The following is a 25,950-nucleotide window of genomic DNA, read 5'->3' as shown; positions in this document are numbered from 1 at the left end:
TGACACGTGTAAAGTCCGGCGGCATGGACAACATCCGCGGCAAGACCATCGCCATCACCGGTGCCGCGCGAGGCATCGGCTACGCCACTGCTGAGCATCTCCTCACCCGCGGAGCACGCGTGGTCATCGGAGACCGAGATGTCGCGCTGCAAGAATCGTCGGTCGCCAAGCTGGGCAACATCGGCCCGGTCTCGGGCTACCCGCTCGATGTCACCGACCGCGAGTCGTTCGCGACATTCCTGGACAAGGCCCGCACTGACGGTGGCGGTCACATCGACGTCCTGATCAACAACGCCGGCGTGATGCCCATCGGCCCGTTCCTCGATCAGTCCGAGCAGGCCATTCGTTCATCCATCGAGGTGAACCTCTACGGCGTGATCACCGGATGCCAGCTCGCGCTGCCCGACATGATCGCGCGTCGGCGTGGTCACATCATCAACATCGCCTCGTTGTCCGGCCTGATCCCGGTACCGGGCCAGGTGGTCTACGTGGGTGCAAAGTTCGGCGTCGTCGGGTTGTCGGCAGCACTGGCCGACGAGGTGGCACCGCACGGCGTGCAGGTGTCGGTGGTGATGCCGCCGTTCACCCGCACCGAACTGATCTCGGGCACCCGAGAATCCTCGGCGGTCAAGCCGGTCGAGCCGACCGAGATCGCCGCCGCCGTCGCCAAGACCCTCGACAAGCCCAAGACCCATGTGTCGGTGCCGCCGGCGCTGCGCTTCACCGCTCAGGCCGCGCAGATGCTCGGCCCACGGGGCCGGCGCTGGATGAACAAGAAGCTGGGCCTCGACACCGTCTTCCTGGACTTCGACACCGCGCAGCGGCAGGGATACGAGCAGCGCGCCCAGTCCGCACTCGGTGTCGTCGAGGGACCCGAGCAGCCCTAGCCGAAACTCGGTATCGGGGCGCCGAGGCGGTAGGCCTCGATGGCCTCGATGTGCTCGAAGAGCTCCTCGAGACCGAACTGGTAGTCCTCGGCGGTGCCGACGAACACGACGTGCGCCGTCTGGCCGCCGTCCTCGGGTGTCAGCAACACCACGGTGGCGTCGACCAGTTCGCTGTCGTCGGCCACCTCGGCGTGCGAGGGCGGCCAGAACCACACCACGCCCACCTCGTCGTCGGCCTCCTCCGAGAACGCCCAGCCGCGTTCGGTGAGCCGGGCGTCGAACTCTTCGAGGCCGGCCGCGACCTCCAGCTCATCGGCGACGTGTGCCGGCAGCCAGGTCTGCCCGCGGGCGCTCTGCCGCTTGCGCCGGCGCGCCTTCTTCTGCTCCGAACGTCGAGACACCTACCCGAGCGCCCGGTCCAGATCGCCGATCAGGTCGTCGACTCCCTCAAGTCCCACCGAGATCCGGACCACCCCGTCGCCCAGCCCGATCGCGGCGCGGCCCTCGGGCCCCATCGCACGATGTGTGGTGGTCGCCGGATGGGTGATCAACGACTTGGCGTCGCCGAGGTTGTTGGAGATGTCGATGATCTGCAGCTTGTCGAGCACCTCGAAGGCACGTTGCTTGGTGGCGCTCTTGAGCTCGAACGTCACCACCGTTCCGCCGCCGGTCATCTGCCGCTTGGCCAGGTCGTGCTGTGGATGTGAAGCCAGGTACGGATACCGCACCCAGCCCACCGCCGGATGCTGCTCCAGAAACTCCGCGATGCGGTGCGCCGACGAGTTCTGGTGCTCCACCCGTAGCGCCAACGTCTCCAGACCCTTGAGCAGGGTCCACGCGTTGAACGGGCTCAGCGCAGGTCCGGTGTGGCGCATCAGCTTCTGGACCGGTTCGTCGATGTACTCCCGGCTGCCCAGGATCGCCCCGCCGAGCACGCGGCCCTGACCGTCGATGTGCTTGGTGCCCGAGTACACCACCACGTCGACACCCAGCGGGAAACCCTGCTGCAGGATCGGGGTGGCAAAGACGTTGTCCAGCACCACCTTTGCGCCGGCCGCGTGAGCCAGCTCGGAGACCGCGGCGATGTCGACGAGCTGCTGCATCGGATTCGACGGCGTCTCGAAGAAGACCGCCTGCGTCGGGACCGACAGCGCCTGTTCCCACTGCGAGAGGTCGTCCCCGTCGACGAACACCGTCTCCACGCCCCACCGCGGCAGGATCTCGTTGCAGACCACGAAACACGACCCGAACAGGCTGCGTGCAGCCACCAGCCGGTCGCCGGCGGCCAACAGCGCACCCAGCGCGGTGAACACCGCCGACATGCCCGTCGCGGTGGCAAAGCAGGCAGGGGCACCTTCGATCAGGCGCAACCGTTCCTCGAACATCGAGATGGTGGGGTTGCCGTAGCGCGAATACACGTAGCGGTCGATCTCGCCGGTGAATGCCTGCTCGGCAGCCGCCGCGCTCTCGTAGACATAGCCGGAGGTCAGATACATCGCCTCGGCGGTCTCTTCGAACCCCGAGCGCAACAGGCCGCCGCGCACCCCGATGGTCTCCTGGCTGACACCGTCGGGCAGCGGCTGGGGGGTCCGGATGCTCATGATTGCTTCCAGGGCAGCCCGACGGCCTTCCAGCCGGTGGCCCCACGGTGCTTGTGCTCGTCGAGATCGCCCTCGAACCCGTCGAGGATGTTGTAAGACGGTCCGATACCGGCTTCGGTCGCCGCCTCGGCGGCACCGATCGACCGGTTGCCGGAGCGACACAGGAACACCACCGGACGTTGCCCGGGGGCGACGCCGGCGGCGAGCAGGTCCTCGACGAAGCCGCTGTTGCGCGACCCGTCGCTGCGGTTCCATTCGATGAACACCGCGTCGCGCTGCAGCGACGTCAGATCCGGCACCCCGACGAAGCGCCACTCGGCATCGGTACGAACGTCAACCAGCACGGCATCGGCATTCTCGCTCAGCAGCTTCCATGCCTGTTCCGGCGTGATGTCTCCGGCGTAACTCACGGTCAGGAGTGTCGCACAGCTAGCTCGGGCCGAGCGAACAGACCTTCCAGCCCCCGCCCTCGCGCAGGAAGGTGATCGGGACCGTCTCCTTGGTGTCACGGTCATCGAGGAAGTAGTAGGTGACCTCCGCGGTGGCCCGGTCACCGTCGATGGCGATGGAGTTCAGCCGCTCCACCACCCGGTTACCCCGCTGCTGCTCGGAATCCCTTTGCCGATCCAGGATTTCAGACTCGGTGCGGTGCTGGGCGAGACAAGAATAGGACTGGAATGCGGCGTAGTCGGAGCGCTGCAACGCGTCGTTCTGCCCCGCTGCCGCGCGGGCGATCTGTTGTTCGTCAGTCAGTTCGTCGCCGGAGAACACGTTGAACAACCAGATTGCGATCACGACGGCGACAATGATCGTCAGCGCCCCGAGGAACGGACCGGCGCTGCTGCCGGTGGATTCGTCGGACGGCCCGGATTTGTCGGAACCGTCGGACTCGCTCATCGAAGATTCCGGATGGCCGCGGCGATACGGCGAGCGCGATCGCGCGCGACGATGACGTCGGGAGCGGTCGCCGCGGCCAGCGTGTGCCACGGCCGGCCGGCGGACTGGTCGGCGCCGCTGAAGAGCCGGACATCGCTCTCGGCGACCGCCAGCGCTTCGGCCAGCACGGCCCGCCGGGACACATCGCCTGCGGCGGTGTTCTCCGAGGTCCGATAATTCACCTCGATCGCGCCGGGCGAGATCATGATCGTGTCCACCGGCAGCCCGAGAATGGCCCGCGCATGCAACTCGAACTCGCTGAGGCGTTGCGATCGCAGCGTCACCAACCCGGTGTCGTGCGGGCGGGGCCGCACGTCGGCGAAGTACACCTCGTCGCCGCGCACCAGTAGTTCGACGGCGAACACGCCGCGGCCACCCAGGGAGTTGACGATCCGGGCCGCGATCGACTTCGCCGCGTCCAGCGCCGCCGGGGACAGCTGCTGGGGCTGCCAGGCCTCGATGGTGCCGCCGTCGAGTTCGTGGTGCCCGATCGGCTCGCAGAAGGACACCGCCGGCCCGGCCGGGCCGGTGGTACGCACGGTCAACAACGTCACCTCGACGTCGACCTCGACGACCGACTCGACCATCACCCGGTGCAGGCTCAGTCGGCCGCCGGCGACGGCGCGGCGCCAGGCCGGCTCGATGTCGTCGGGCCGCAACAGCACCGACTGTCCCTCCCCGGGCGCCGCCGCGACCGGCTTGACCACCAGCGGGAATCCGGCATGCGTCGCAATCGCGGCGAGCTCGTCGACCGAGCCGGCGAACCAGAACGGTGCGGTCGGCAGGCCCAGTTCGTCGGCGGCCAGCCGTCGCAGTCCCTCGCCGTCCAGCGACAGACGGGCGCTGCGGGGGGTGGGGAACACCTCGACCTCGCCGCGTTCGGCCACCGCGATCAGTGCGTCGGTGGCGACCGCGCCGGTGTCGGCGACCACGATGTCCGGATTTTCGGACTCGATCAGCTCGGCCAGGGCTGCGGTATCGGTCAGGGTCAGCACCGCGCTGCGGTCGGCCACCTGGTGCGCGGGCGCCCCGGAGTACTCGTCGACAGCGATGACCGTCGCCCCGAGCCGCTGAAACGCCAACACCAGCTCGCGGCTGCGTTCACCGGCTCCCAGCAGCATCACCGTGGCCGTGCCGGGGCCGGCCGCGTGTTCGGCGACCGAGCCGCTATCCGTCGTCTCACTCATCGACGATCCAGCCTGCCAGACCCGGGCGACCGGTGGGGACCACCGGGCTGCGGGTCGGCCTCCAATTCCGTCCGGAACTGCACCATCGCGTCGATGAGCGCGCCGAACACCCGGTGCGCAGCGGCCAGGTCACGGTCGGGCAGCTCGGCCAGTGCGATGTGCGTGTGATCAGCCAGCGGGGTGAAGAAGTCCCGGGCCACGGCGGTGCCGTGGTCGGCGACGCGCAACAGCACCTTGCGCCGGTCGGCAGGGTCGGCACCGCGCAACAGGTGACGGGACGCGATCATCCGCTCGACCAGGTAGGTCACCGCCGCGCCGGATACTCCCAGCCGCCGGCTGAGTTCCCCCGCAGTCAGCGGCTCGCCGGCCGATTCGGCCACCATCACGTGCAGCAACGCGCGGAAGTCGTTGGCCGTCAAGGCGTGCAGGCCCGCGAAGTCGTGGCCTATCCGATCCGAAGCCGCCGTGAGCGCCCGGACGTCGGCGGCGATGAGTGCTTCCAGTCCTTCCCGATCCGCGCTGTCCACTCCCCCACCCTATCGAATTTAAGTTGATTAATGATTAATTCTCTGAAATATTGGAGGCATGTCGCGACGCTTCTCCTGGATGCTTGCGTTGGTCATCGTGGCGCTGTCGGGTGCCCTGATGGGCCTGGTCGGCAGTAGCGACTCCGGACAACAGTCCCCGGTCGCGGTTCCCGCCGACGCCGAATCCGCGCGCGCCGAGGCTGCCCGCGCCGGGTTCCCCGGCGGAGACCGGGTACCCGCGATCCTGGTCGTCACCCGCGCGGACGGATCGGTGCTGACCCCGCAGGACCGCGCCGCGGTCGACGACGCGCGCCAGCGACTGCTGGCCGCCGCCGGCACGGCGCCACCGGTTGGCCCGCCGGCGCTGGTCTCTGATGACGGCGCGGCCGCGGTCGTCACCGTCGCGCTGAGTACCGAACTGTCCGGCTTCGAGCTGACCGACAAGGTCGAGGAGTTGCGCGGCGCGGCCGACGACGGGCTGCCCGGCGATCTGCGTGCCGAGATCACCGGTGGACCGGCCTTCGGTGCCGACATCGCGAACTCGTTCTCCGGCGCCAACGTCACGTTGCTCGCGGTCACCGCGACCGTGGTGGCGCTGCTGCTGATCGTCACCTACCGCTCACCGGTGCTGTGGCTGGCGCCGCTCCTGGTGATCGGTTTCGCCGACCGGGTCGGCTCCGTGTTGGGCACCGCCGTGGCCGAACTGTTCGGCATGACCCCCGACGGGTCGACGGCGGGCATCACCAGCGTGCTGGTTTTCGGGGCCGGAACGAACTACGCGCTCCTGCTGATCTCGCGCTACCGGGAAGAGTTGGCCCGCACGGACTCGCACTGGCAGGCGCTGGACACCGCGGTGCGCCGTGCCGGTCCGGCCATCCTCGCCAGCAACGCCACCGTGGTGCTGGCCCTGCTGACGCTGCTGCTGGCAACCTCGCCGAGCACCCGCAGCCTGGGAGTACAGGCCGCATCCGGCCTGCTGGTCGCAGCCGCATTCGTGCTGCTGGTACTGCCGCCTCTGCTCGGAGTGTTCGGCCGGAAGTTGTTCTGGCCCTTCATTCCCCGGGTCGGGGACCGGGCGCTGACCGACACCGGCATCTGGCACCGGATTGCGGCCGGGGTGGCCCGACGCCCCGGTGTCGTGTCGACGGTGGCCATCGGCGCACTGGCCGTGCTGTGCACCGGGTTGTTCGCGACCCCGGTCGGGTTGTCCCAGACCGAACAGTTCCGCGTCGAGGCCGAGTCGGTCAACGGATATGACCGGCTGGCCGCTCATTTCCCCAGCGGGGTGACCGATCCGGCCCGGGTGATCGCCGCGACCGACCGCAGCGCACAGGTGCAACGGGCCATCTCCGAGACCCAGGGTGTGGTCTCAGCCGACCCCGCCGGTACCTCGCCGGACGGGTTGACCCAGTGGTCGGTGGTGCTGGCCGCCGAGCCGGCTTCCGACGAGGCGTTCGAGACCATCGACGCGCTGCGCGACAACGTGCACGCCGCCGATGAACGCGCACTGGTCGGCGGTTCGGACGCCCAGGCGCGCGACGCAGCCGCCGCGGCAGCCCACGACCGGGCCGTGGTGGTACCGGCGATCCTGATCGTCGTGCTCGCAGTGCTCTATGTGCTGCTGCGCTCGGCGCTGGCGCCGCTGATCCTGGTCTCGACCACCGTGCTCAGTGCGCTGGCCGCGCTCGGGGTGGGCGGCTGGGCCAGCGTGCACGTGTTCGGGTTCCCCGCGCTGGACGTCACCGCCCCGCTGTTCGCGTTCCTGTTCCTGGTCGCCCTGGGCGTGGACTACACGATCTTCCTGGTCACCCGGGCGCGCGAGGAGACCCCTGCCCACGGCACCCGCGACGGCATCGTGCGCGCGGTATCAGCCACCGGAGCCGTCATCACCAGCGCCGGAATCGTGCTGGCCTCGGTGTTCTGCGTGCTCGGGGTGTTGCCGCTGATCGTGCTGACCCAGATCGGGATCATCGTCGGCCTCGGCATCCTGCTGGACACCTTCGTCGTCCGCACGGTGATCATCCCCGCGCTGTTCACCCTCATCGGCCCGAAGGTCTGGTGGCCTGCTCTGCGAGCAGACCGTAACGTCGATGCATGACCGGGACACCGCCGCCGCCGCTGCACATGCGCAGGGCCGGTCTGGAACCGGTGCCCGAGCTGCGCGACGCGCGGCGCGATGCCGGGGTCACGACGGTGACCGGCGCGTTCGGTATGCAGGCCTATCTGGTGACGCGTTATGACGACGTCAAGACCGTGCTCTCCGATCACCACCGCTTCTCCAACCGCCGACCGGCGGCCCCCGGGGTGGGAATCGACCAGGACGAGCTGACCCGCGCCCGCGCCGGCAACCTGCTCGCGCTCGACCCGCCCGAGCACCAGCGGCTACGCCGCATGCTCACCAGCGAGTTCACCTTCCGGCGGATGAAGCGGCTGCAGCCGCGCATCGTCGAGATCGTCGAGGGCGCCCTCGACACGATGGCCGCCGCGGGCGCTCCCGCCGATCTGGTCGAGCACTTCGCCCTGCCCATCCCGTCGCTGGTGATCTGCGAACTGCTCGGGGTGCCCTACGCCGACCGCGACGACTTCCAGCGACGCAGCGCCCGCCAGCTCGACCTGTCGATCCCGATCCCGGAACGCCTGGAACTGCAGCGCGAGGGCCGCGAGTACATGGGCAGGCTGGTCGCCGCGGCCCGGTCGGAGCCCCAGGACGACATCCTCGGCATGCTCATCCGAGAGCACGGCGACGACCTCACCGACGACGAGCTGATCGGGATCGCCGGCCTGCTGCTGCTGGCCGGACACGAGACGACGTCGAACATGCTGGCGCTGGGAACGCTGACCCTGTTGCGCCACCCCGATCAGCTCGCCGCCGTCCGCGACGACCCCGACGCGGTGGCACCGGCGATCGAGGAGCTGATGCGCTGGCTGTCGATCGTGCACACGGCGATACCGCGGCTGACGACCGGCGACGTCGAGCTCGCCGGCGTCGAGATCCCCGCCGGGTCGCTGGTGTTCGCCTCGCTGCCGGCAGCCAACCGGGACGACGCCTTCGTCGAGCGCGCGGACGTGTTCGACATCAGCCGCGGCGCCGCCCTCGGCCACGTCGGTTTCGGTCACGGTGTGCACCACTGCCTGGGCGCGCCGCTCGCACGGATGGAGATGCAGACCGCCTTCCCGGCGTTGCTGCGGCGGTTCCCGGCGCTGGCACTGGCCGAAGACTTCGACGATGTGCCGTTCCGCGGCTTCCATTTCATCTACGGTCTGGCATCGTTGAGGGTCACCTGGTGACCGATGACTGCGCAGTAGGGATGAGATGACTTCTGAGCAACACATGAAAGTGGCCGCCGAGCGCGAATTCTGCATCCAGGCCGGCAACTGCGTGATGGTCGCCGGCGAGGTGTTCGACCAAGACGACGAGGGCATCGTCGTCGTACTCACCGAAGAGGTGACCGGTGAGTCGATCGAGCACGCGCGCGACGCCATCAACCTGTGCCCGGCCAACGCGCTGCGCTTCGAGGACTGAACGGCACGCTCAGTCGGGACTGAGCGGCTCGGCGACCACCGTCTGATCGCCGCCGGCGTTCTTGGCCCGATACATCGCCTGATCGGCCCGCTCGACCAGGGCACGCACTGCCTCGCGCACGTCATGACCGTCCAGGCGCATCGTGGCGACCCCGATGCTGACCGTGGGGACCATGGCCGCGTCGATGCCGGAGAGCTCCTGATGCATCAGCTCGGCCAGCTGGCGCATCGTGGCCGGCGCAGCGTCGGCCACGATCACGAACTCCTCACCACCGGTGCGTGCGGTCACCGACCGCACGCCGAGCCGCGACACCGCATCGCGCGCCGCGTCGGCGACCGCCACCAGCACCCGGTCGCCGGCATCGTGGCCGTACCCGTCGTTGATCGCCTTGAACTTGTCGACGTCGATGGCCAGCACGCCGATCCGGCCGCTACCGGTCGGCACCAGTTCTGCCACGTCGACGTCGAATCCGCGCCGGTTGTACAGCCGCGTCAGCGGATCGTGCAACGCGTCCATCGCGCCTATCCGCAACGCCAGCAGATAGGACTGCACGATCACCGGCATGCCGACGACCGTCGGCATCAACACCAACAGTCGCACGGTGGTGACCGTCGCCGACGCGGTCCCCTGGTAGAGCGCCAGGCCGTAGAAGTACGCGAACGCCACGATGGTGAACAGCAGGTGCGCCAGCATCGCGCGGGGACCGTGTGCAATGACCATGTAGATGCCGTTGGCCGCCAGCAGCGCCAACCCCGGCATCGCAACGAATGCATCGGCACAGCAGGCGATCACGGCCACCACGGCGAAGTCGGCGTAGATGACGAACGCCGCGGACTGCCGCTCGGTCGGCCACGGTCCGACGATCCAGATCACGCCGAGTACCGTCGAACTCACCGCGATGACCATCACGATGATCCGGCCGCCGGGCGGGCCACCGTCGACCAGCCCGCCCTGCACCGTCAGCGTCGCGGTGAGGCCGTAGAGCAGCGCGAAGCATCCGATGAAGACCTGGTGGATCCGCAGCATTCCGCGCGCCCGCAAATGCCGGATGGTCCAGTCGAAGTCAAACGGCTGGCGCCACCAGCTCCGAAAGAATTCGCCAAGCCCTTTTTCCATCGGCGTTCACGGTTGGCCGGGCAGTAAGCGGATCATCAGGCCGTTGGCCTCGGCGAGCAGACTCCCGTCGGGATGACGCAGTTCGGCGTTGACGAACGCCTTACGCCCCTGCGCCTCACGCACCCAGCCTCGGGCGGTCAGCACGGTGTCGATCGGGGTCACCTTGCGGTAGTCCACGTGCAGGAAGGCGGTGCGGCTGATCGGACGGCCGGTGGCATGAATGACCATGCCGAAGACCGAGTCGAACAGCAGCGGGAGCACTCCGCCGTGGACGGCGTTGTTACCGCCCACCGAGAATCGGCTGAACTCGACCTCCAGTTCGACGCCGTCGGACTCGAACGTGGTCACCCGGTACGGCGGCATCAGCAGGCTGCCGGCACCCGGCAGCGCCGGTACCCGGTTGGCCGGGCCGACGCCTTCACCGGCCTCGTGCGGTGCCAGCAGCGCGACCAGTTGTTCGGCCAGATCTGCAGCCTGCTCCCAGCTCTGCTGATCGGGGTTGGCCGAGACCGCCAGATCCTGCGCGCGCCGCATCGCGGTCAGGAACCGGCCGAAACCCGGGCCGGGGTCGGCCGGCTCGAAGAGCGGGAATCCGCCGTGGCGGTCGTAGTCCGGGTCGGCGCGGCGTGGATCGAGTCCGTAATCGGTCACCGCGCCTCCAGCACGTCTCGGCGCACGATGGTCTGGTCCCGGCCAGGTCCGACACCGATGCACGAGATATACGCTCCGGCAAGCTCTTCCAGGCGCAGCACGTAGTCACGGGCCTTCGCCGGCAGGTCCTCGAACTCCCGGGCGCCGGAGATGTCCTCCCACCAGCCGGGCATCTCCTCGTAGATCGGCTCGGCGAGCGCGATGTCGCTCTGTGTCATCGGCATCTCGTCGGTGCGTTTGCCGTCGACGGTGTAACCGACACAGATCGGCACGGTCTGCAGGCTCGACAGCACGTCGAGCTTGGTCAGGAAGTAATCGGTGATCCCGTTGACCCGGGTGGCGTAGCGCGCGATGACGGCGTCGAACCATCCGCAGCGGCGGGCCCGGCCGGTGGTGACACCGACCTCTCCACCGGTCTTGGCCAGGTACTCGCCGTGTTCGTCGAACAGCTCGGTGGGGAACGGACCGGAGCCCACCCGAGTGGTGTAGGCCTTGAGGATTCCCAGCACCGTGGTGATGCGGGTGGGGCCGATGCCGGAACCGACCGAAGCGCCCCCGGCGGTCGGATTCGACGACGTGACAAACGGATACGTGCCGTGGTCGACGTCGAGCAGCGTGCCCTGCGAACCTTCCAGCAGCACCGTCTCACCGTTGTCCAGCGCGGTGTTGAGCAGCAGCCGGGCATCGGCGATGCGGTGCTTGAAACCTTCGGCCTGGGCCAGCAGATTGTCGACCACCTCGGCGGGGTCGAGCGCCTTGCGGTTGTAGATCTTGACCAGCACCTGATTTTTGAATTCCAGTGCGCCCTGAATCTTCTCGGCCAGAATCTTCGGGTCCCGTACGTCGGCGACCCGGATGCCCTGCCGGGCGATCTTGTCCTGGTAGCACGGACCGATGCCGCGGCCGGTGGTGCCGATCTTCTTGCTGCCGGCATAGCGCTCCACCACCTTGTCGATCGCGACGTGGTATGGCATCAGCAGGTGCGCGTCGGCCGAGATCAACAGCCGCTCGGTGTCGACGTTGCGCTGCTCGAGGCCGCGCAGCTCGGTCAGCAGCACGGCCGGGTCGACGACCACACCGTTGCCGATCACGTTGGTGACCCCGGGGGTAAGGATGCCCGACGGGATCAGGTGCAGGGCGAAGTTCTCGCCGGTGGGCAGCACCACGGTGTGCCCCGCGTTGTTGCCCCCCTGGTAGCGGACAACCCACTGGACGCGACCACCGAGCAGATCGGTGGCTTTTCCTTTGCCCTCGTCACCCCACTGGGCGCCGATGAGGACGATTGCCGGCATGCGTCGTCTCCCGCTGTCTTCCGAGCATTCCGCCCTCGATAATGTGTGCAGCCGGTGAGCTACCTTATCTGATCCCGGTCCTGCCAAGGAGCAGCGTGGACTCCTACCCCATTGCGGTGTGCCGTGGCGCGGGCCGACGGGTCCCGCGGGCGATTCGCGAACTACCCGTCCTGGACCGCGTCGAGGACGCTGTGGCGTGCCGGCGCGTGCTCGTCGTCGGTTCGAATGCCGACCTCGCCGCGGTGTTGAAACACCTGCTGCGCACCGACCGCCTCGACGTCGAAGTGGCCCACGTGCGGCGGTGGTGGCAGGCCCGTCGGGCGCGCCGGGCTGCCGCGATGCGGACCCCGCTGATCCGCGACGAGACCGGCGCGGTCATCGTCGGCGCGGCCTATTGGGTGCCGCCGGAAGGCCGGACCACCATCGAGGGTGAGGCAGTCGTCGATGACGAGCGGTTGTTCGACGGCCGCACCGGTGCGGTCCGGGTGGAACCGACCGCGTCGCTGCCCGGGCTGCGCGCAACGGTGTGGCGGGGCCGGCTGCGCCCGACGCGGTGGGTGGCCGGGCGGGCCGCCCAGCTCGGCACCACCGGTGCGCGGGTGATCCGCGACGGGCAGCCGGGCCCCCGGGAGGTCCGGCGCTCGACGTTCTACCGCCACACCGAGGGCTGGGCCCGGGTACCAACGGGCAGGTTCGGGCCACCGTGAGCATGGGCCCGCTGCGCCAGTCCGTGCGGCCGAGCGTGTGGTTCTGGTTTCTGGTGGCCACCACGGTCGCCGGTGGGGTGCTGGCGTGGCTGGCGGCCGAGCGGGTGCAGCCGATGGCCTACGTCGGGGTGTTCGTCCTGGTGCTGGGCGGCTGGCTGGTGTCGCTGTGCCTGCACGAGTTCGGTCACGCCTACACCGCATGGCGGTTCGGGGATCACGGGGTGGCCGGGCGGGGTTATCTGACGCTCAATCCACGCAAGTACTCCCATCCGCTGCTGTCGCTGGGCCTGCCGGTGCTGTTCATCGCGCTGGGTGGGATCGGCCTGCCCGGCGGCGCGGTCTATCTGCAGACCTCGGCGATGACGCGCCGGCAGCGGACCGTGGTCAGCCTGGCGGGCCCGGCGATGAACCTGGTGTTGGCCGTGGTGCTGCTGGTGGTGACCCGTGTGCTGTTCGACCCTGCCCGCGCAGTGTTCTGGGCCGGGCTGGCGTTTCTGGCGTTCCTTCAGGTGACGGCCCTGCTGCTGAACCTGCTGCCGATCCCGGGACTGGACGGTTACGGCGCACTCGAGCCGCATCTGAGCGACGCGACCCGGCGCGCAGTGGCACCGGTCAGTCAGTGGGGCTTCCTGGTCCTGCTGGTCGTGCTGCTCACCCCGCCGCTGAACCAGTGGTTCTTCGGCGCCGTGTACTGGGTGTTCGAGCTGTCGGGAGTGCCGTCCGCGCTGTCGTCGCTCGGCGGGCGGTTGACGCGCTTCTGGGCGGCGTGGCTGTAGCCGCTTGTCACATATGCGGTAATGCGCATATATTGATCCGCATGGGTGCGGGACACGATCACGGTCACACCGATGCCCGGGTCTCCCGGATGATCCTGGCCGCCGCCATCTTGACCGTGTTTTTCCTGGTCGAGCTGATCACGGCGCTGTCGATCAACTCGATCGCCCTGCTGGCCGATGCCGGGCACATGCTCACCGACCTGGTCGCGATGTTCATGGGACTGACCGCGGTGCTGCTGGCCCGTCGCGGCAGCACCTCACCGGCACGCACCTATGGCTGGCACCGCGCCGAAGTGTTCACCGCGGTGGCCAACGCGGTGCTGCTGCTGGGCGTGGCGACGTTCATCCTCTACGAGGCCCTCGAACGCCTGGGTGACGCGCCCGAGGTGCCGGGCGTGCCCTTGATCGTCGTCGCGCTGGCGGGGCTGGCCGCCAACCTCGTCGTCGTGATGCTGTTGCGGTCACACTCCCGGCAGAGCCTGGCGGTCAAAGGCGCCTACATGGAGGTGCTGGCCGACACCGTAGGCAGTGTCGGGGTGCTGATCGCCGGCATCGTCACCGTCACCACCGGATGGCCCTACGCCGACATCGTGGTGGCGGTCTTCGTGGCGCTGTGGGTGTTACCCCGCGCCATCTCGCTGGCCCGGGCCGCGCTGCGGATCCTGTCGGAAAGCTCCCCGAGCCATATCGACGTCGAGGAACTGCGCAGGGCGCTGGCCGCCGTCGACGGCGTCACCGAGGTGCACGATCTGCATGTGTGGACGCTGGTTCCGGGCAAGGACATGGTCACCGCGCACCTGACCAGCAGGCGGGACTCGGCGCGGGTGCTCGACGACGCCCGCGCCGTGCTCAGCTCGCGCGGGTTGGAACACTCCACCGTGCAGGTCGAGCCGCCCGACGCGGCAGCAGACTGTGCGTGCCAGACGCAGCGGTGACGGTCAGGACAGACCGAGAGCGCCGCGCGCGGCCGGGTCGCAGTCGTCGAGCAGATCCAGGCAGCGCTGATACTCGTCGGACTCGCCGATCGAGTCGGCGGCCCGCGCCAACGCCGCGACGCAACGCAGGAACCCGCGATTGGGCTCGTGACCGAAGGGCACCGGACCGAAACCCTTCCACCCGTTGCGGCGCAGTTGGTCCAGGCCGCGGTGATAGCCGGTGCGGGCGTAGGCGTAGGCAGTGATGGTTTGATCGTCGTCGAGGGCCCGCTCGGCGAGAACAGCCCACGCGATCGACGCCGTCGGGTGTGCGGCTGCCACCGAGGTCGGGTCCTCGGCCGCGGTGAGCCGGGCCTCGGCATCGGGATCGCCGGGCAGCAACACTGGTTCGGGTCCGAGGAGGTCACCCATCCGAGTCATGGGTTTCATTGTGCCGTGCGGCCGTGGGCGATCGTCACCCTGGATCGCTAAGCTTCGGCCGTAGCACCGCAAGGGAGGACCGCCACACCGATGTCGAACCCCACAGGGCCGGAAGATCCGGACAAGCCCGCCGACGAGGATTCACCGCCCGAGTCGCCCGGCGGTGCCGAGTCCGACGCCGAAACCGAGGTGCTGGGCGAACCCGATCCCGACCACGAGCCCGCCACCGAGATCATCAGCCCGCAGCAAGCGCCCGGATCAGGCCAACCGGTGGACCCCGGCGAGCGCCGCTACACCGCGCCGTCGGGCTTCGACGCCGGCTCGACCCAGATCATCAACCGGCCCAACGAACCGGCCACCGAGGTGTTCGCCAGCGCCAAAGCGACTGGTCCACAAATGATTCCACCACGTGGCGATGCGCCCAAGCCGCCCAGGGAAAGGCGGCACTGGGGCTGGGTGGTGGCCATCGTGGTGATCATCGCGGCGCTGGCCGCCATCGCGATCCTGGGCACCATCCTGTTGACGCGCGGCGGGGTGTCGGGGGTGTCCCAGGAGGAGCAGGTCCGCACCACGATCCAGAACTTCGACACCGCGGTACAGAACGGTGATCTGGCCCAACTGCGCAGCATCACCTGCGGCTCCAAGCGCGACACCTACGTCAACTACGACGACAGGCGGTGGGCCGACATCCACGGCCGGGTCGCCGCCGCCAAGCAGTACCCGGTGGTGGCCAGCATCGACCAGATCGTCGTCAACGGCGACCACGCCGAGGCCAATGTCACCACGTTCATGGCCTACGACCCTCAGACGCGCTCGACCCGCAGCTTCGACCTGCAGTTCCGCGACGACCAGTGGAAGGTCTGCCAGACCAATTAGCGGGCCTCAGCCGGCTCGATCGCATTGGCCGGCTCAGCCGGCCGTCACACTCCGGCCCGCGCTGTGCAGATCCCGGCATGCCTCGACCACCCGCTCGCTCATCGAGGCCTCGGCCTTCTTCAGGTAGCTGCGCGGGTCATAGGCCTTCTTGTTGCCCACCTCGCCGTCGACCTTGAGGACGCCGTCGTAGTTACTGAACATGTGACCGGCGATCGGACGGCTGAACGCGTACTGGGTGTCGGTGTCGACGTTCATCTTCACCACCCCGTAGCGCAGCGAATCCTCGATCTCGGACTTCAACGAGCCCGACCCGCCGTGGAAGACGAAATCGAACGGCTTGGCATCCGGTGACAACCCCAGCTTGGCGGCTGCGACCTGCTGCCCCTCGGCCAGCACCTCGGGCCGCAACACCACATTGCCCGGCTTGTAGACCCCGTGCACGTTGCCGAACGTCGCCGCCAGCAGATACTTACCGTGCTCACCGGCGCCGAGCGCGTCGATGGTCTTCTCGAAATCCTCCGGCGTGGTGTAGAGCTTGTCGTCGATCTCGGCCTCCACGCCGTCCTCTTCCCCGCCGACCACACCGATCTCGACCTCGAGGACGATCTTGGCCTCGACGGCCAGGGTCAGCAATTCCCTTGCAATGGTGAGGTTTTCATCGATCGGAACCGCAGAGCCGTCCCACATGTGCGATTGGAACAGCGGATTGCGCCCCCCGGCAACCCGCTCGGCAGACACCGCCAGCAACGGACGGACATAGCTGTCGAGCTTGTCCTTGGGGCAGTGATCGGTGTGCAGCGCCACCGTGATCGGATACTTCTCAGCGATGACGTGAGTGAACTCGGCCAGCGCGACTGCGCCAGTCACCATCTCCTTGACACCCAGGCCGGACGCGAATTCCGCTCCGCCGGTGGAAAATTGGATGATGCCGTCCGAACCGGCGTCGGCAAAACCCTTGATCGCGGCGTTCACCGACTCCGAACCGACACAGTTGATGGCCGGGAAGGCGAACCCGTGCTCCTTGGCACGGCTCAGCATCTCGGCGTAGACCTCGGGCGTGGCAATCGGCATACCGCAGTATCTCAGGAAAACGGCCGCATCACACGGTCAGCACCATCCGGTAGCGAGCCCGTCCCTCGTCCATCGCGGCGTACGCCTCGGCGGCCTGGGCCAGCGGCATCTCCTCGATCTGCGCACGGACCCCACTCTGCACCGCGAAGCGCATGGTCTCCTCCACGTCGCGCGACGTCCCCGACGGATGCCCGGTCACCGACAGACCGGCGTTGATCAGGTCCAGCGGACTGACCGGCAGGTTGTCCGCGGTGACACCGACGACGACGAGCTCACCGCCCGGACCCAGCCCGCCGACCGTCGCGGCCATCGCCTCGGCATTGTTGGCAGTGGCCAGCACCGCAACGGCCCCGCCGAGCTTCTGCAGTTCGGCCGCAACGTCCTGCGCGGTCGAGTCGATGTAGTGGTGGGCGCCCAACTCCTCGGTCTCATCAGCCTTGCCCGTGCCGCGCGCGATCGCGACGGTCTCGAAACCCATCGCCCGCGACCACTGCACCCCGAGATGTCCGAGCCCGCCGATGCCGAGGATCGCGACCAGGTCGCCGGCCTTGGCGCGCGTCTGGCGCAGGCCGTTGAACGTCGTCACCCCCGCACACCCCATCGGCGCCGCCTCGACGAACGACAGACCCTCGGGCACCCGCGCGAGCGCCGTCCACGGCACCGTCACCGATTCCGCGTAGCCCCCAGGGTAGTGCCAGCTCGGCACCTCCATGCGCTTGCACTGCATGACGAAGCCCTTGCGACACGGGATGCACCGGTTGCAGTTCCCGCCGAACCAGCCGACCGCCACCCGATCCCCGGCAGCGAAGTCCTCGACACCGTCCCCGACCTCGGCGACCGTTCCGGCGATCTCGTGGCCGAGCGTGAGCGGCCATTGCAAACCCGGAAAATGGTCGGCGTGAAACTCGCGATCGGTTCCGCAGACCCCGCAGGCCGCCACGTCGAGGCGCACCTGCCCGGGTGCCGGCGATGGGGTCTCGACGTCGACGAGGGTCAGCGGTTGGCCGGCCCCTGCCAGCTGGACCGCACGATGAGTTCGCGAGCGTTGCACCATGTCGCCGACACTATCGGCGGCGCCGGATCGGTGCCGGTCAATCGCTGCCTTGCTCCTCGGAAATCCCCAGCCGACGCTCGACAACGATCAGCCCGACGACGGCCAGCATGCCGGCGACGAACAGCAGCACCACCATGGGGATGTCGGTGGACGGCGCCAGCAGATCGCGGTCGGCGGACTGCCACGGCCACAGCGCCCGCAGAGATCCCACCATCAGCCCGGTGATGACCACCAAGGTGATGCGGGCACGGTGCGCGAGCAGCCACCTCAGCAGCGTGACGAACGAGGCCAGACCCAGAACGGCACCCAATCCGAACAGTGCGATGTAGCCGAAGTTGCGCTCGTTGACCGCACCGATGGTCGTCTCGTACATGCCGATCGACAGCAGCAGGAACGAACCGGAGACCCCGGGTAGCACCAGTGCACAGATCGCCACTGCGGCGGCCAGCACGATCACGATCGGACCCGGGTCGGCGATGTTGGCCGGGGGCACGCCGGTGAGCCAGAACAGAAAGACCGCCGCGAGTGCGCCGACGGCGAGATCCTTGGCGCGCCATGCGCCCCCAGCCGTGCGGACCACCATATGCGCGGGCACGAACACACCGGCGAGCACGAGTCCGAAGAACAGCGCCCGCATCCGGACCGGATACTCCTCCAGCAGCGGCTCGATGAACCGCGCTCCCAGAATCAGCGCGATCACCATGCCGATCGCCACCGGAATCAAGGTCGGCCAGGGCAATGCCCGGAAGGTGGTGGCGGAGGCACGCGCAGATGGTTTTCCGGTACCGAGGCCGATGAGCTGCCGCAGCGAGAGCACCACATTGGCGATCGCGTTGATCAGCGTCTGGTAGACACCGACGATCAGTGCAACCGTTCCGCCACTCACTCCGGGGATGACTTCGGCGACGCCCATGAGGCCGCCGCGGACCAGGTTGATGACAACTCTCAGCACGCGATCACGCTAGCGGTTGTCGAGGTCAGCGATCACCACGGTGTCGGCTCTGTTCGAGCGCGCGGATCAAACTGGCGGCGTCCCACGGACCGCGGTGACGCACCCCGTTGACGAACAGCGTCGGGGTGGCGTTGAGGTCCATCTCCTCGGCGTCGTCGGCGTCGTCGGTGACCCGGTGCAGCACCTTCGAGGAGTGCACCCGCACGTCCTGGTCGAAGCGTTCGATGTCGCAGCCGACCGTGACCGCGTAGCGGTACATGTCCGACCACTCCAGGTCGTCCTGGTGGTCGAACAGCTCGTGCGCCATCTCCCAGAACCTGCCCTGCAGCGCGGCCGCCTCGACCGCCCGCGCCGCGTCGAAGGCCCGCGGATGGGCCCGTTCCAGCGGGAAGTGCCGCCACACGTAGAGCAGGTCGTCCCCGAAGTGCGCCCGCACCTCGTCGATCATCCCGGTCACCCGGCTGCAGAACGGGCATTCGAAGTCGCCGTACTCGACCAGCACCAGCGGCGCGTCCGGACGACCGCGCACGTGGTCGCGCTCGGGGTCGACGGGACGGATGAGCTTGAGGCCGACCGGCTCGGGGGGACTGATCCGGTCGGTGATCCGGAAGATCAGCCAACCCAGCCCGAAAGCCAGCACCGAGGCGGCCAGCACGCCGATTCGGGCCAGGTCCTGACGTTGCGGATCGGCGATGGCGATCTCGACGATGAACAACGAGATCGTGAAACCGATGCCCGACAGCGCAGCACCACCGGCAATGCGGCGCAGCGACAGCCCCGGCACCAGCACACCCAGACCGCTTCGCCGCATCAACCACGTCGCACCGGTGATACCGACGAACTTGCCGATCACCAACCCGGCGATGATGCCCCACGTCAGCGACGACCCGAACGCTGTCCGCACGGTGTGGGCGTCCAGCCGGACACCGGCGTTGACCAGAGCGAACAACGGGAGAATCGCGAAGGCCACCACCGGCCCGACCGAGGTCTGCAGCCGGTCGTTGATCGAGATCGACTCGCGCAGGGACCGGCTGGCCGCCCGTGCATAGTCCGAGTTCGGCGACTGGCGGAACGCCCGGATCTGTTCGACGGCGCGTTCGACCGGGCGTCGCTCCGGGGTGAAGACCGGAATCGACAGCGCCACCGCGACACCGGCCAGCGTCGGGTGGATCCCGGCCAGATACAGCGCGACCCACAACGCCACACCCAGCACCGCATAGGCCGGTCCACGCAGCGTGGGCAGTGTGCGCACCGACACCAGGGCGACCAGCAGCAGCAGCGCCACCACCAGCGGACCGACCTGGATGTTGTCGGAATAGAACACCGCGATGGCGGCCAGCGCGCCGACATCGTCGACGACTGCCAGGGTGATCAGGAACAGCCGAACACGGGCCGGGAACACCGGCTTGATGATGGCCAGTGCGCCGATCAGGAATGCGGTGTCGGTCGAGATCACCACACCCCAGGCATGGGCGTTCTCCCCGGTCGGATTGAACGCCAGGAACACCATTGCCGGGATCACCAGCCCGGCGGCCGCGGCGACCACCGGCACCGCCGCGCGGGACCGGTCGGTCAGCTCTCCGATGGTGAACTCGCGGGTCACTTCCAAACCGACGATGAAGAAGAAGAACGCCATCAGCGCGTCGTTTACGAGATGTTTGACCGACATCTCGAAATGGTGGGTGCCCAGCCCGACGCTGACGTGGGTCTCCAGCAGCGCCCAATAGCTCTGCGCCCACGGCGAATTGGCCCACAGGATGGCGACGAGGGTGCTGGCCAGCAGTAGCGCTGCGGCGGTGTTGTCGGTGGTTCTGGTGGCCTTGCTGCCGCGATTGCGCCGGGACGGCAGCAGCGGGAAGCCCCGCGAGGCCGTCGCTTCAGTCACTCTCGCCCGCGACGGGATCCGATTCATCGCCCGCGACGGTATGGGCCGCTTCCATGAGCATCCAGCCCGACAGCTGCACCGACAGATCGCGCTCGGGGATCTCCGAGGAATTGACCGCGCCGTCCACGGATCGGGCGGCTAAGGCCGAAGCCGTCGGTACCTCGGCAAGGCGGTCCCAGAACGCACCGAACAGCGGCATGCCGTCGACGGTCTGGCGGTTGTCCCAGGCAGCCCGCGCCGACGTCGTCACCAGCGACCGCGCGGTCTGGCGGGCCTGGTCATCGTCGGCGCCGGTCGAGGGGAGCTCAGTGGCCACCAGGGCCAGATAGCGCGCCAGGATGCCGTTGAACAGTCCGCCGTCACCGCCGCCGGCGCCGCGGATCACCCCGTCGGGGGCCATGTGTTCGGCGACCGCCGCGACCAGCCGGTGCACCCGGGTGCGGTGTCGCTCGTCGGAGGTCCGCACGGCCAGTTCGGTTTCCAGCCCGAGCACCACCCCCTGGCAATAGGTGTACTGGGCGCGAACCAACGAGCCGCCCTTGATGCCGTCGAAGACCAGTTTGGTGTCCGGGTCGATCAGCGTCTCATCGATCCAGTCGGCCATCTGCTGCGCGCGCCGCAACCGATCTCCGTGGCGGGCCAGGAAGATCGCGGCTGGACCATTGGCGGGAGCGTTGAAGAACTGATCCTGCTTGCGCCACGGGATGCCGCCGCCGTCCTCGGGCACCCAGGACCGGACGAACTGATCAGCCAACGTCTCGAGTGCCTTGTCGCGGTGCACCCCGAGCAGCCGTGCGCTGCGTTCCAGCGCCAGTGCCAGCCACGCCATGTCGTCGTAGTAGTCGTTGACCCATCGGCCGACGTTGCGGATCCGGTGTCCGCGGATCTGGCGGACGATCGTCTTGAGTCGTTCCGGGTTCGGGTCGCGCAGCTGGGCGTCGACCAGGTTGTCCAGCAGGTGGGCCTGCCACCAGTAGTGCCAGGTACCGAAACGTCGGTATCGGCCGGTGGCCGGCCACGCCACCACGCCGAGCTGGGTCCCGGGCAAGCCCCACACCCGCCGCAGGTGGCGCCGGGTGATGGCCGCTTCGGCGCTGGCCGCGCGGTTGGCCCACATCTGATCCATGGTGATGATCCTGCCTCACCGGGAGCCATTCGGGAGGCCCGCTTCCGCAGGTATTGAATGAGACATTTTTGTCTCAAATGGTCTACTATCGTCTCATGGCTGTGGAACGCGAGGAGCTGCTGCGCGCGGCGGCGGACTTCCTGGGCCGGCGCCCCAACGCCACCCAGGACGAGATCGCGGCCGCCGTGGGTGTCAGCCGCGCCACGCTGCACCGCCACTTCGCGGGCAAGCCGGCGCTGCTGGCCGCACTCGACGACTTCGCGATCACGCAGATGCGCCAGGCCCTCGACACCGCCGATCTGCAGCGTGGTTCGGCCACCGACGCGTTGCGCCGGCTGGTGGCGGCGTGCGAACCGGTCTCGCCGTATCTGGCCCTGCTCTACAGCCAGAGCCAGGAACTCGACATGGAGCACTCGCTGCAGGAGTGGGCCGACGCCGACGCCGCGATCGGCGCACTGTTCGAGCGAGGCCAGCGCAGCGGTGAATTCCGCCCCGATCTGTCGGCGGCCTGGCTCACCGAGGCGCTCTACAACCTGGTCGCCGGCGCCGCCTGGGCCATCCAGAACGGCCGGGCAGCCGGCCGCGACTTCGGCCACATGATCGTCGAACTGCTGTTGAACGGAGTACGTAACTCATGACGCGCCGCTGGCTGGCGCTGGGCATCCTGACCCTGGCCGTGCTGCTGATCGGCATCGACGGCACGGTGCTGGCCCTGGCCACCCCGTTCATCAGTCGCGACCTGGGCGCGACGGGCACCGAGATCCTGTGGATCGGTGACATCTACTCGTTCGTGCTGGCCAGCCTGCTGATCAGCATGGGCAGCCTCGGTGACCGCATCGGGCACCGCCGGCTGCTGCTGTGCGGGGCGGTCGGATTTGCCGGTGTCTCGGCGTTGACCGCTTATGCGCCGACCGCCGAGTTGCTCATCGCCGGGCGTGCCCTGCAGGGCGTGGCCGGCGCGACGCTGGCCCCAGCGACGCTGGCACTGATCCGCGGCATCTTCAGTGAACAACGGGAACGCTCGCTGGCCGTGGGGATCTGGGCCGCATCCTTCTCTGCCGGCGCCGCCCTGGGTCCGGTCGTCGGCGGGGTGCTGCTCGAACACTTCTGGTGGGGTTCGGTGTTCCTGATCAACGTGCCGGTCATGGTCGTGCTGCTGGTCGGGGGGTTGATCCTGTTGCCTGAGCACCGCAATCCCGATCCCGGTCCGTGGGACCTGCCCTCGGTCGCGCTGTCCATGGTCGGCATCCTCGCGGTGGTCTACGCGGTCAAGGAGACCGCTGTGCACGGTCTGCGGGCCGACGTGGCAGCCGCCGCAGCCGTCGGCGTCACCGCGCTGATCTGGTTCGTCCGTCGCCAGCTGCGCCTGCCCAGCCCGCTGATCGATGTCCGGCTGTTCGCCAACCGGGCGTTCTCCGGGGTCGTAAGCGCGAATCTGCTTTCGGTGCTGGGCCTTTCGGGTCTGGTGTTCTTCCTGTCCCAGTTCTTCCAGCTGGTGAAGGGATACAGTCCGCTGCAGGCGGGGCTGGCCGAACTGCCGGCAGCGGTGACCGCCACGGTGTTCGGTGTGCTGGCCGGGTTGGCGGTGCGCTGGTTCACCCAGCGCGCGGTGCTGACCGCCGGATTGGCGATGGTCGGCGTGGCGATGGCGACGCTGACGCTGATCGAGCCTGAGACGTCCTATCCGCAACTGGGCGTGGCGCTGTTCGTGGTCGGTGTGGGCCTGGGCCTGGCGTTCACCGTCGCCAGCGACGTGATCCTGGCCAGCGTGCCCAAGGAACGGGCCGGGGCGGCCGCCGCGGTGTCCGAAACCGCCTACGAGCTCGGCATGGCGCTGGGTATCGCCACGCTGGGCTCCATCGTCACCGCCGTCTACCGCGGGTTCGTGGTACCCGCCGGGATCCCCGCCGACACCGCGGCGCACGCTCGCGACTCGCTGGCGGCAGCTACCCGCGAGGCAGCCAATCTCCCTGCGGCACAGGCTGAACCACTACTGGCTGCGGCTAAGGAAGCCTTCACCACCGGCTTGTCCATCGCGGCCGGCGCCGGCGCGGTGTTGATGCTGGTGGCCGCCTTGGCGGTCTGGGTGCTGCTGCGCAGCGCTCCGCTACCAGGCCAGACCCAGGTCGGCGTGCTGGACGACCCAGGTGTGCATGGCGATCCCGGCGGCGACCGCAGCGTTGATACTGCGGGTGGAACCGAATTGTGCGATCGACACCGTTGACGCCGCACCAGCCTTGGCGTCCTCGGTGATGCCCGGACCTTCCTGACCGAAGATCAGGAGACAGTCTCGCGGTAACGCGGTCTGCTCCAGCCGCGCCGCACCGGGCACATTGTCCACCGCGACCACGGTCAGTCCCTCCTGCGCGGCGAATGCGAGCAGTTCGGCGGTGCTGTCATGGTGCCGCAGTCGCTGGTAGCGGTCAGTCACCATGGCACCGCGACGATTCCATCGGCGGCGGCCCACGATGTGTACGGTATGCACGGCGAATGCGTTGGCCGCGCGGACCACACCACCGATGTTGGCGTCGTTGCCGAAGTTCTCGATGGCCACGTGCAGCCGATGCCGGCGGTGGTCGATGTCGGCGACGATGGCCTCCCGGGTCCAGTACCGGTAGGCGTCGACGACGTTGCGGGAGTCCCCGTCGCGCAGCAGTTCTGGATCCAGCCGGGGATCATCGGGCGCCGGCCCCGGCCAGGGGCCGACCCCGTTGCCGTCACCCCACTCGGTGGGGCCGGGTAGTTCAGCGTCGCTCATCGACGGTCCACAGCGCGGCGCGGGTGCCGGCCACCGACACCGTCGCATACAGCAGCGCGTTGTTGATCTCACCCTGAGTGCACAGAGATGCATTGAGGCGCACAGTCTCTCGCGATTCGTCCGGTAGCACGAGCACCGACGCCCCGTAGATGCTGCAGGCGTGGCTGAGTCCGCGGCCGGGCAGTGTCGGTCCGGCCAGCACCATCAGCGGCCCACCGCGTTGCGCGGCCTGCTCGCGGTAGCGCGCGGCCTCCGCGTCGGCCTGCAGACCGATCAGCATGTAGCCCTGGCCCTCGAAGGCACCCGGGTCGCCCAGCGCGGGCGGATCTATCCGGGCGCCGTCGGCGCGGAACGCGTCCAGGCTGGTGGTGTGTACGTTCAGGCCGGTGTCGGTGTCGCCGGTGGGCAGCAGGCCCACCGGAAAGGCGGCCGGGTAGGCGACCGTACTGCCGGCGATCCGGTCGCGCGGTGAGTACACGTAGATGCCGCGCAACTGGGACCGGTCGCGCAGCGGACCCAGGCACACCGTGCCGGCCATCCGGTCCGGCGCCGTCGCGGTCAACGGTTGCAGGTCGAGGTTGTCGACGTCGTCGCAGCCACGCAGTGCCGGGGCTTCGATCGGGTGGGCGAGCGCCCCGTACAGACCGAACCGAAGGTCCTCGGCCGCCACGGGCGTGGCGTCCTGCTGCGCCGGCGCGGCTTCGACGTCGACGAGGACGTGGTCGGCGTCGAAGCGCAGGTTGCCCATCGACATGTTCCAACCCAGGATCGCCAGCGACTCCCCGATGGTCGCGCGGTCGGCGCCGTAGACCTGCGTCGACGCGTTGTCACTCGAGCAGGCGGCGAGCACCAGCATCATCGCCGCCAGAACTGCGACTATCCGCACCGGATCTCAGGTTCGGTCACGGCCCTTGCCCACGACTTTCGTCAACGCGCGCACCAGGTTTCGCGGCACCATCCGGCCGGCGGTGGTCAGCGCCTTGTACTGCAGGCCCGGGATGATCACGACTTTGCCCTTCGCGACGTCGGCCATCGTGTCGCGGACCACGTCGTCGACCTCGAGCCAGAGCATCGACGGGGTGCCGGCCATGTCGATGCCGGCACGCTCGTGAAACTCGGTGTGCACGAAGCCCGGACACAACGCGTGGACCCCCACGCCGGTGCCGGACAGCCCGTTGGCCAGCCCCTCGGAGAACGACACCACCCATGCTTTGGACGCCGAGTAGGTCGAACCGCGTCCGGGCAGCAGCCCGGCGACGCTGGCGACATTGAGCACGGTGCCGGCGCCGGCGGCCAGCATCGAGGGCAGCGCCGCGTGGGTGAGTTGCATGACCGCGGTGACGTTGACGTCGAGTTGCTTGCGCAGCTGCGCGAAGTCTGAAGACCAGAACTCACCGGACGTGCCGAAGCCGGCATTGTTGACCAGGACCCGCACTCCGGCACGCAACCGTTCGGCCACAGCCAGCCGGTCCGCTTCGACGGCCAGATCGGCAGGCAATACCTCCACCTGCACCCCTACCAGGTCGCGCAGTTCGCTGGCCAGCCGGTCCAGGCGTTCGGCGTCGCGGGCGACCAGCACCAGGTCATAGCCGTCGGCGGCGTAGCGTCGGGCGAAGCCCTCCCCCAGTCCGGCCGTCGGTCCGGTGATCAGGGCTACAGGGCGAGACATG

28 protein-coding genes are annotated in these 25,950 nt (G+C 68.6%); 10 read left to right on the top strand and 18 right to left on the bottom strand.

The genetic code is table 11. From position 1 onward, the window contains the following. The first annotated feature begins 23 nt into the window (after positions 1-23). Entirely contained in the window at positions 24-887 is an 864-nt protein-coding gene (locus tag KXD98_RS02135) for an SDR family oxidoreductase (RefSeq protein WP_260761655.1), read from the top strand. Here the strand turns inward: KXD98_RS02135 and KXD98_RS02130 are convergent. From KXD98_RS02130 to KXD98_RS02105, 6 genes are read right to left on the bottom strand one after another with little or no spacing between them, the layout of a single operon-like run. Further along, positions 884-1,288 carry a hypothetical protein gene (locus tag KXD98_RS02130; RefSeq protein WP_260761654.1) on the bottom strand — a complete coding sequence of 135 codons (405 nt, stop codon included), beginning with the start codon at positions 1,286-1,288 and terminating at the stop codon, positions 884-886. The two genes, KXD98_RS02135 and KXD98_RS02130, sit on opposite strands and share 4 nt — an antisense overlap. Further along, positions 1,289-2,488, bottom strand: a complete 1,200-nt coding sequence (locus KXD98_RS02125) for an O-succinylhomoserine sulfhydrylase (protein WP_260761653.1) — start codon at positions 2,486-2,488, stop codon at positions 1,289-1,291. It abuts the gene before it with no gap. Continuing rightward, on the bottom strand, positions 2,485-2,898 hold the full coding sequence (locus KXD98_RS02120; RefSeq protein WP_260761652.1) for a rhodanese-like domain-containing protein: 414 nt from the start codon (positions 2,896-2,898) through the stop codon (positions 2,485-2,487). The genes KXD98_RS02125 and KXD98_RS02120 overlap by 4 nt, the downstream gene beginning before the upstream one ends. Positions 2,899-2,917: 19 nt before the next feature. Beyond that, entirely contained in the window at positions 2,918-3,385 is a 468-nt protein-coding gene (locus tag KXD98_RS02115; RefSeq protein WP_260761651.1) for a lumazine-binding protein, read from the bottom strand. After that, the gene (gene purT / locus KXD98_RS02110; RefSeq protein ID WP_260761650.1) at positions 3,382-4,611 is read right to left on the bottom strand and encodes a formate-dependent phosphoribosylglycinamide formyltransferase; all 1,230 of its coding nucleotides are present in this window, start codon (positions 4,609-4,611) and stop codon (positions 3,382-3,384) included. Before purT ends, KXD98_RS02115 begins: the two co-directional genes overlap by 4 nt. Further along, a complete protein-coding gene (locus tag KXD98_RS02105; protein WP_260761649.1) occupies positions 4,608-5,138 on the bottom strand; it encodes a MarR family winged helix-turn-helix transcriptional regulator in 531 nt (176 codons plus the stop codon). The genes purT and KXD98_RS02105 overlap by 4 nt, the downstream gene beginning before the upstream one ends. 58 nt (positions 5,139-5,196) lie before the next feature. On the opposite strand from KXD98_RS02105, the gene KXD98_RS02100 reads away from it, so the two are divergent. From KXD98_RS02100 to KXD98_RS02090, 3 genes are read left to right on the top strand one after another with little or no spacing between them, the layout of a single operon-like run. After that, entirely contained in the window at positions 5,197-7,236 is a 2,040-nt protein-coding gene (locus tag KXD98_RS02100; protein WP_260761648.1) for an MMPL family transporter, read from the top strand. Next, complete coding sequence (locus KXD98_RS02095) at positions 7,233-8,426, top strand: cytochrome P450 (RefSeq protein ID WP_260761647.1); 1,194 nt, start codon at positions 7,233-7,235, stop codon at positions 8,424-8,426. Before KXD98_RS02100 ends, KXD98_RS02095 begins: the two co-directional genes overlap by 4 nt. 43 nt (positions 8,427-8,469) lie before the next feature. Continuing rightward, a complete protein-coding gene (locus tag KXD98_RS02090) occupies positions 8,470-8,661 on the top strand; it encodes a ferredoxin (RefSeq protein ID WP_260765505.1) in 192 nt (63 codons plus the stop codon). Between the two features lie 9 nt (positions 8,662-8,670). Here the strand turns inward: KXD98_RS02090 and KXD98_RS02085 are convergent, their stop codons facing one another. The 3 genes from KXD98_RS02085 to KXD98_RS02075 are packed head-to-tail and all read right to left on the bottom strand — an operon-like array spanning position 8,671 to position 11,720. Continuing rightward, positions 8,671-9,777 (bottom strand): diguanylate cyclase, encoded by a 1,107-nt coding sequence (locus KXD98_RS02085; RefSeq protein ID WP_260761646.1) that lies wholly within the window; start codon positions 9,775-9,777, stop codon positions 8,671-8,673. Positions 9,778-9,783: 6 nt separating this feature from the next. Further along, a complete protein-coding gene (locus tag KXD98_RS02080) occupies positions 9,784-10,428 on the bottom strand; it encodes a PaaI family thioesterase (RefSeq protein ID WP_260761645.1) in 645 nt (214 codons plus the stop codon). Then, positions 10,425-11,720, bottom strand: coding sequence for an adenylosuccinate synthase (locus KXD98_RS02075; protein ID WP_260761644.1), 1,296 nt, complete (start codon positions 11,718-11,720; stop codon positions 10,425-10,427). The genes KXD98_RS02080 and KXD98_RS02075 overlap by 4 nt, the downstream gene beginning before the upstream one ends. A 95-nt stretch (positions 11,721-11,815) precedes the next feature. On the opposite strand from KXD98_RS02075, the gene KXD98_RS02070 reads away from it, so the two are divergent. From KXD98_RS02070 to KXD98_RS02060, 3 genes are read left to right on the top strand one after another with little or no spacing between them, the layout of a single operon-like run. Next, positions 11,816-12,427, top strand: a complete 612-nt coding sequence (locus KXD98_RS02070; RefSeq protein WP_260761643.1) for a peptidase M50 — start codon at positions 11,816-11,818, stop codon at positions 12,425-12,427. Continuing rightward, positions 12,424-13,203, top strand: a complete 780-nt coding sequence (locus tag KXD98_RS02065; RefSeq protein WP_260761642.1) for a site-2 protease family protein — start codon at positions 12,424-12,426, stop codon at positions 13,201-13,203. Before KXD98_RS02070 ends, KXD98_RS02065 begins: the two co-directional genes overlap by 4 nt. A 41-nt stretch (positions 13,204-13,244) precedes the next feature. Continuing rightward, on the top strand, positions 13,245-14,138 hold the full coding sequence (locus KXD98_RS02060; protein ID WP_260761641.1) for a cation diffusion facilitator family transporter: 894 nt from the start codon (positions 13,245-13,247) through the stop codon (positions 14,136-14,138). 3 nt (positions 14,139-14,141) lie between these two features. Here KXD98_RS02060 and KXD98_RS02055 read toward each other — a convergent pair whose 3' ends face one another. Next, positions 14,142-14,558, bottom strand: a complete 417-nt coding sequence (locus KXD98_RS02055; protein WP_260761640.1) for a DUF3151 domain-containing protein — start codon at positions 14,556-14,558, stop codon at positions 14,142-14,144. A gap of 90 nt (positions 14,559-14,648) precedes the next feature. Here KXD98_RS02055 and KXD98_RS02050 point away from each other — a divergent pair, with 90 nt between their 5' ends. Continuing rightward, positions 14,649-15,434: a DUF4878 domain-containing protein gene (locus KXD98_RS02050; RefSeq protein ID WP_260761639.1), complete on the top strand. Its 786-nt coding sequence runs from the start codon at positions 14,649-14,651 to the stop codon at positions 15,432-15,434. A 33-nt stretch (positions 15,435-15,467) separates the two neighbouring features. Here the strand turns inward: KXD98_RS02050 and fbaA are convergent, their stop codons facing one another. Genes fbaA through KXD98_RS02025 form a run of 5 tightly spaced genes read right to left on the bottom strand, consistent with a single transcriptional unit; the run spans position 15,468 to position 21,522 of the window. Next, the gene (gene fbaA / locus KXD98_RS02045; RefSeq protein ID WP_260761638.1) at positions 15,468-16,505 is read right to left on the bottom strand and encodes a class II fructose-bisphosphate aldolase; all 1,038 of its coding nucleotides are present in this window, start codon (positions 16,503-16,505) and stop codon (positions 15,468-15,470) included. A 28-nt stretch (positions 16,506-16,533) separates the two neighbouring features. After that, positions 16,534-17,559, bottom strand: a complete 1,026-nt coding sequence (locus KXD98_RS02040; RefSeq protein ID WP_260761637.1) for an alcohol dehydrogenase catalytic domain-containing protein — start codon at positions 17,557-17,559, stop codon at positions 16,534-16,536. A gap of 37 nt (positions 17,560-17,596) precedes the next feature. Further along, entirely contained in the window at positions 17,597-18,511 is a 915-nt protein-coding gene (locus KXD98_RS02035; protein ID WP_260761636.1) for a DUF368 domain-containing protein, read from the bottom strand. A 25-nt stretch (positions 18,512-18,536) separates the two neighbouring features. Then, the gene (nhaA, locus tag KXD98_RS02030) at positions 18,537-20,396 is read right to left on the bottom strand and encodes a Na+/H+ antiporter NhaA (protein WP_260761635.1); all 1,860 of its coding nucleotides are present in this window, start codon (positions 20,394-20,396) and stop codon (positions 18,537-18,539) included. Continuing rightward, a complete protein-coding gene (locus tag KXD98_RS02025; protein ID WP_260761634.1) occupies positions 20,389-21,522 on the bottom strand; it encodes a glycoside hydrolase family 76 protein in 1,134 nt (377 codons plus the stop codon). The genes nhaA and KXD98_RS02025 overlap by 8 nt, the downstream gene beginning before the upstream one ends. A 95-nt stretch (positions 21,523-21,617) precedes the next feature. On the opposite strand from KXD98_RS02025, the gene KXD98_RS02020 reads away from it, so the two are divergent. Together KXD98_RS02020 and KXD98_RS02015 are read left to right on the top strand one after the other, a co-directional pair. After that, positions 21,618-22,160, top strand: coding sequence for a TetR/AcrR family transcriptional regulator (locus KXD98_RS02020; RefSeq protein ID WP_260761633.1), 543 nt, complete (start codon positions 21,618-21,620; stop codon positions 22,158-22,160). Then, entirely contained in the window at positions 22,157-23,746 is a 1,590-nt protein-coding gene (locus KXD98_RS02015) for an MFS transporter (RefSeq protein ID WP_260761632.1), read from the top strand. The genes KXD98_RS02020 and KXD98_RS02015 overlap by 4 nt, the downstream gene beginning before the upstream one ends. On the opposite strand, the gene KXD98_RS02010 is transcribed toward KXD98_RS02015, so the two are convergent. From KXD98_RS02010 to KXD98_RS02000, 3 genes are read right to left on the bottom strand one after another with little or no spacing between them, the layout of a single operon-like run. Then, positions 23,630-24,280: an RNA methyltransferase gene (locus tag KXD98_RS02010; RefSeq protein ID WP_260761631.1), complete on the bottom strand. Its 651-nt coding sequence runs from the start codon at positions 24,278-24,280 to the stop codon at positions 23,630-23,632. The two genes, KXD98_RS02015 and KXD98_RS02010, sit on opposite strands and share 117 nt — an antisense overlap. After that, on the bottom strand, positions 24,267-25,139 hold the full coding sequence (locus tag KXD98_RS02005) for a hypothetical protein (RefSeq protein ID WP_396883336.1): 873 nt from the start codon (positions 25,137-25,139) through the stop codon (positions 24,267-24,269). Before KXD98_RS02005 ends, KXD98_RS02010 begins: the two co-directional genes overlap by 14 nt. A 33-nt stretch (positions 25,140-25,172) precedes the next feature. Then, complete coding sequence (locus tag KXD98_RS02000; RefSeq protein ID WP_260761629.1) at positions 25,173-25,949, bottom strand: SDR family oxidoreductase; 777 nt, start codon at positions 25,947-25,949, stop codon at positions 25,173-25,175. Position 25,950 lies beyond the last annotated feature (1 nt).

Source organism: Mycobacterium sp. SMC-4, assembly GCF_025263265.1.
Lineage (GTDB): Bacteria > Actinomycetota > Actinomycetes > Mycobacteriales > Mycobacteriaceae > Mycobacterium.
The sequence above is the reverse complement of the archived record's forward strand: the minus strand, read 5'-3'. Positions and strand labels throughout refer to the sequence as shown.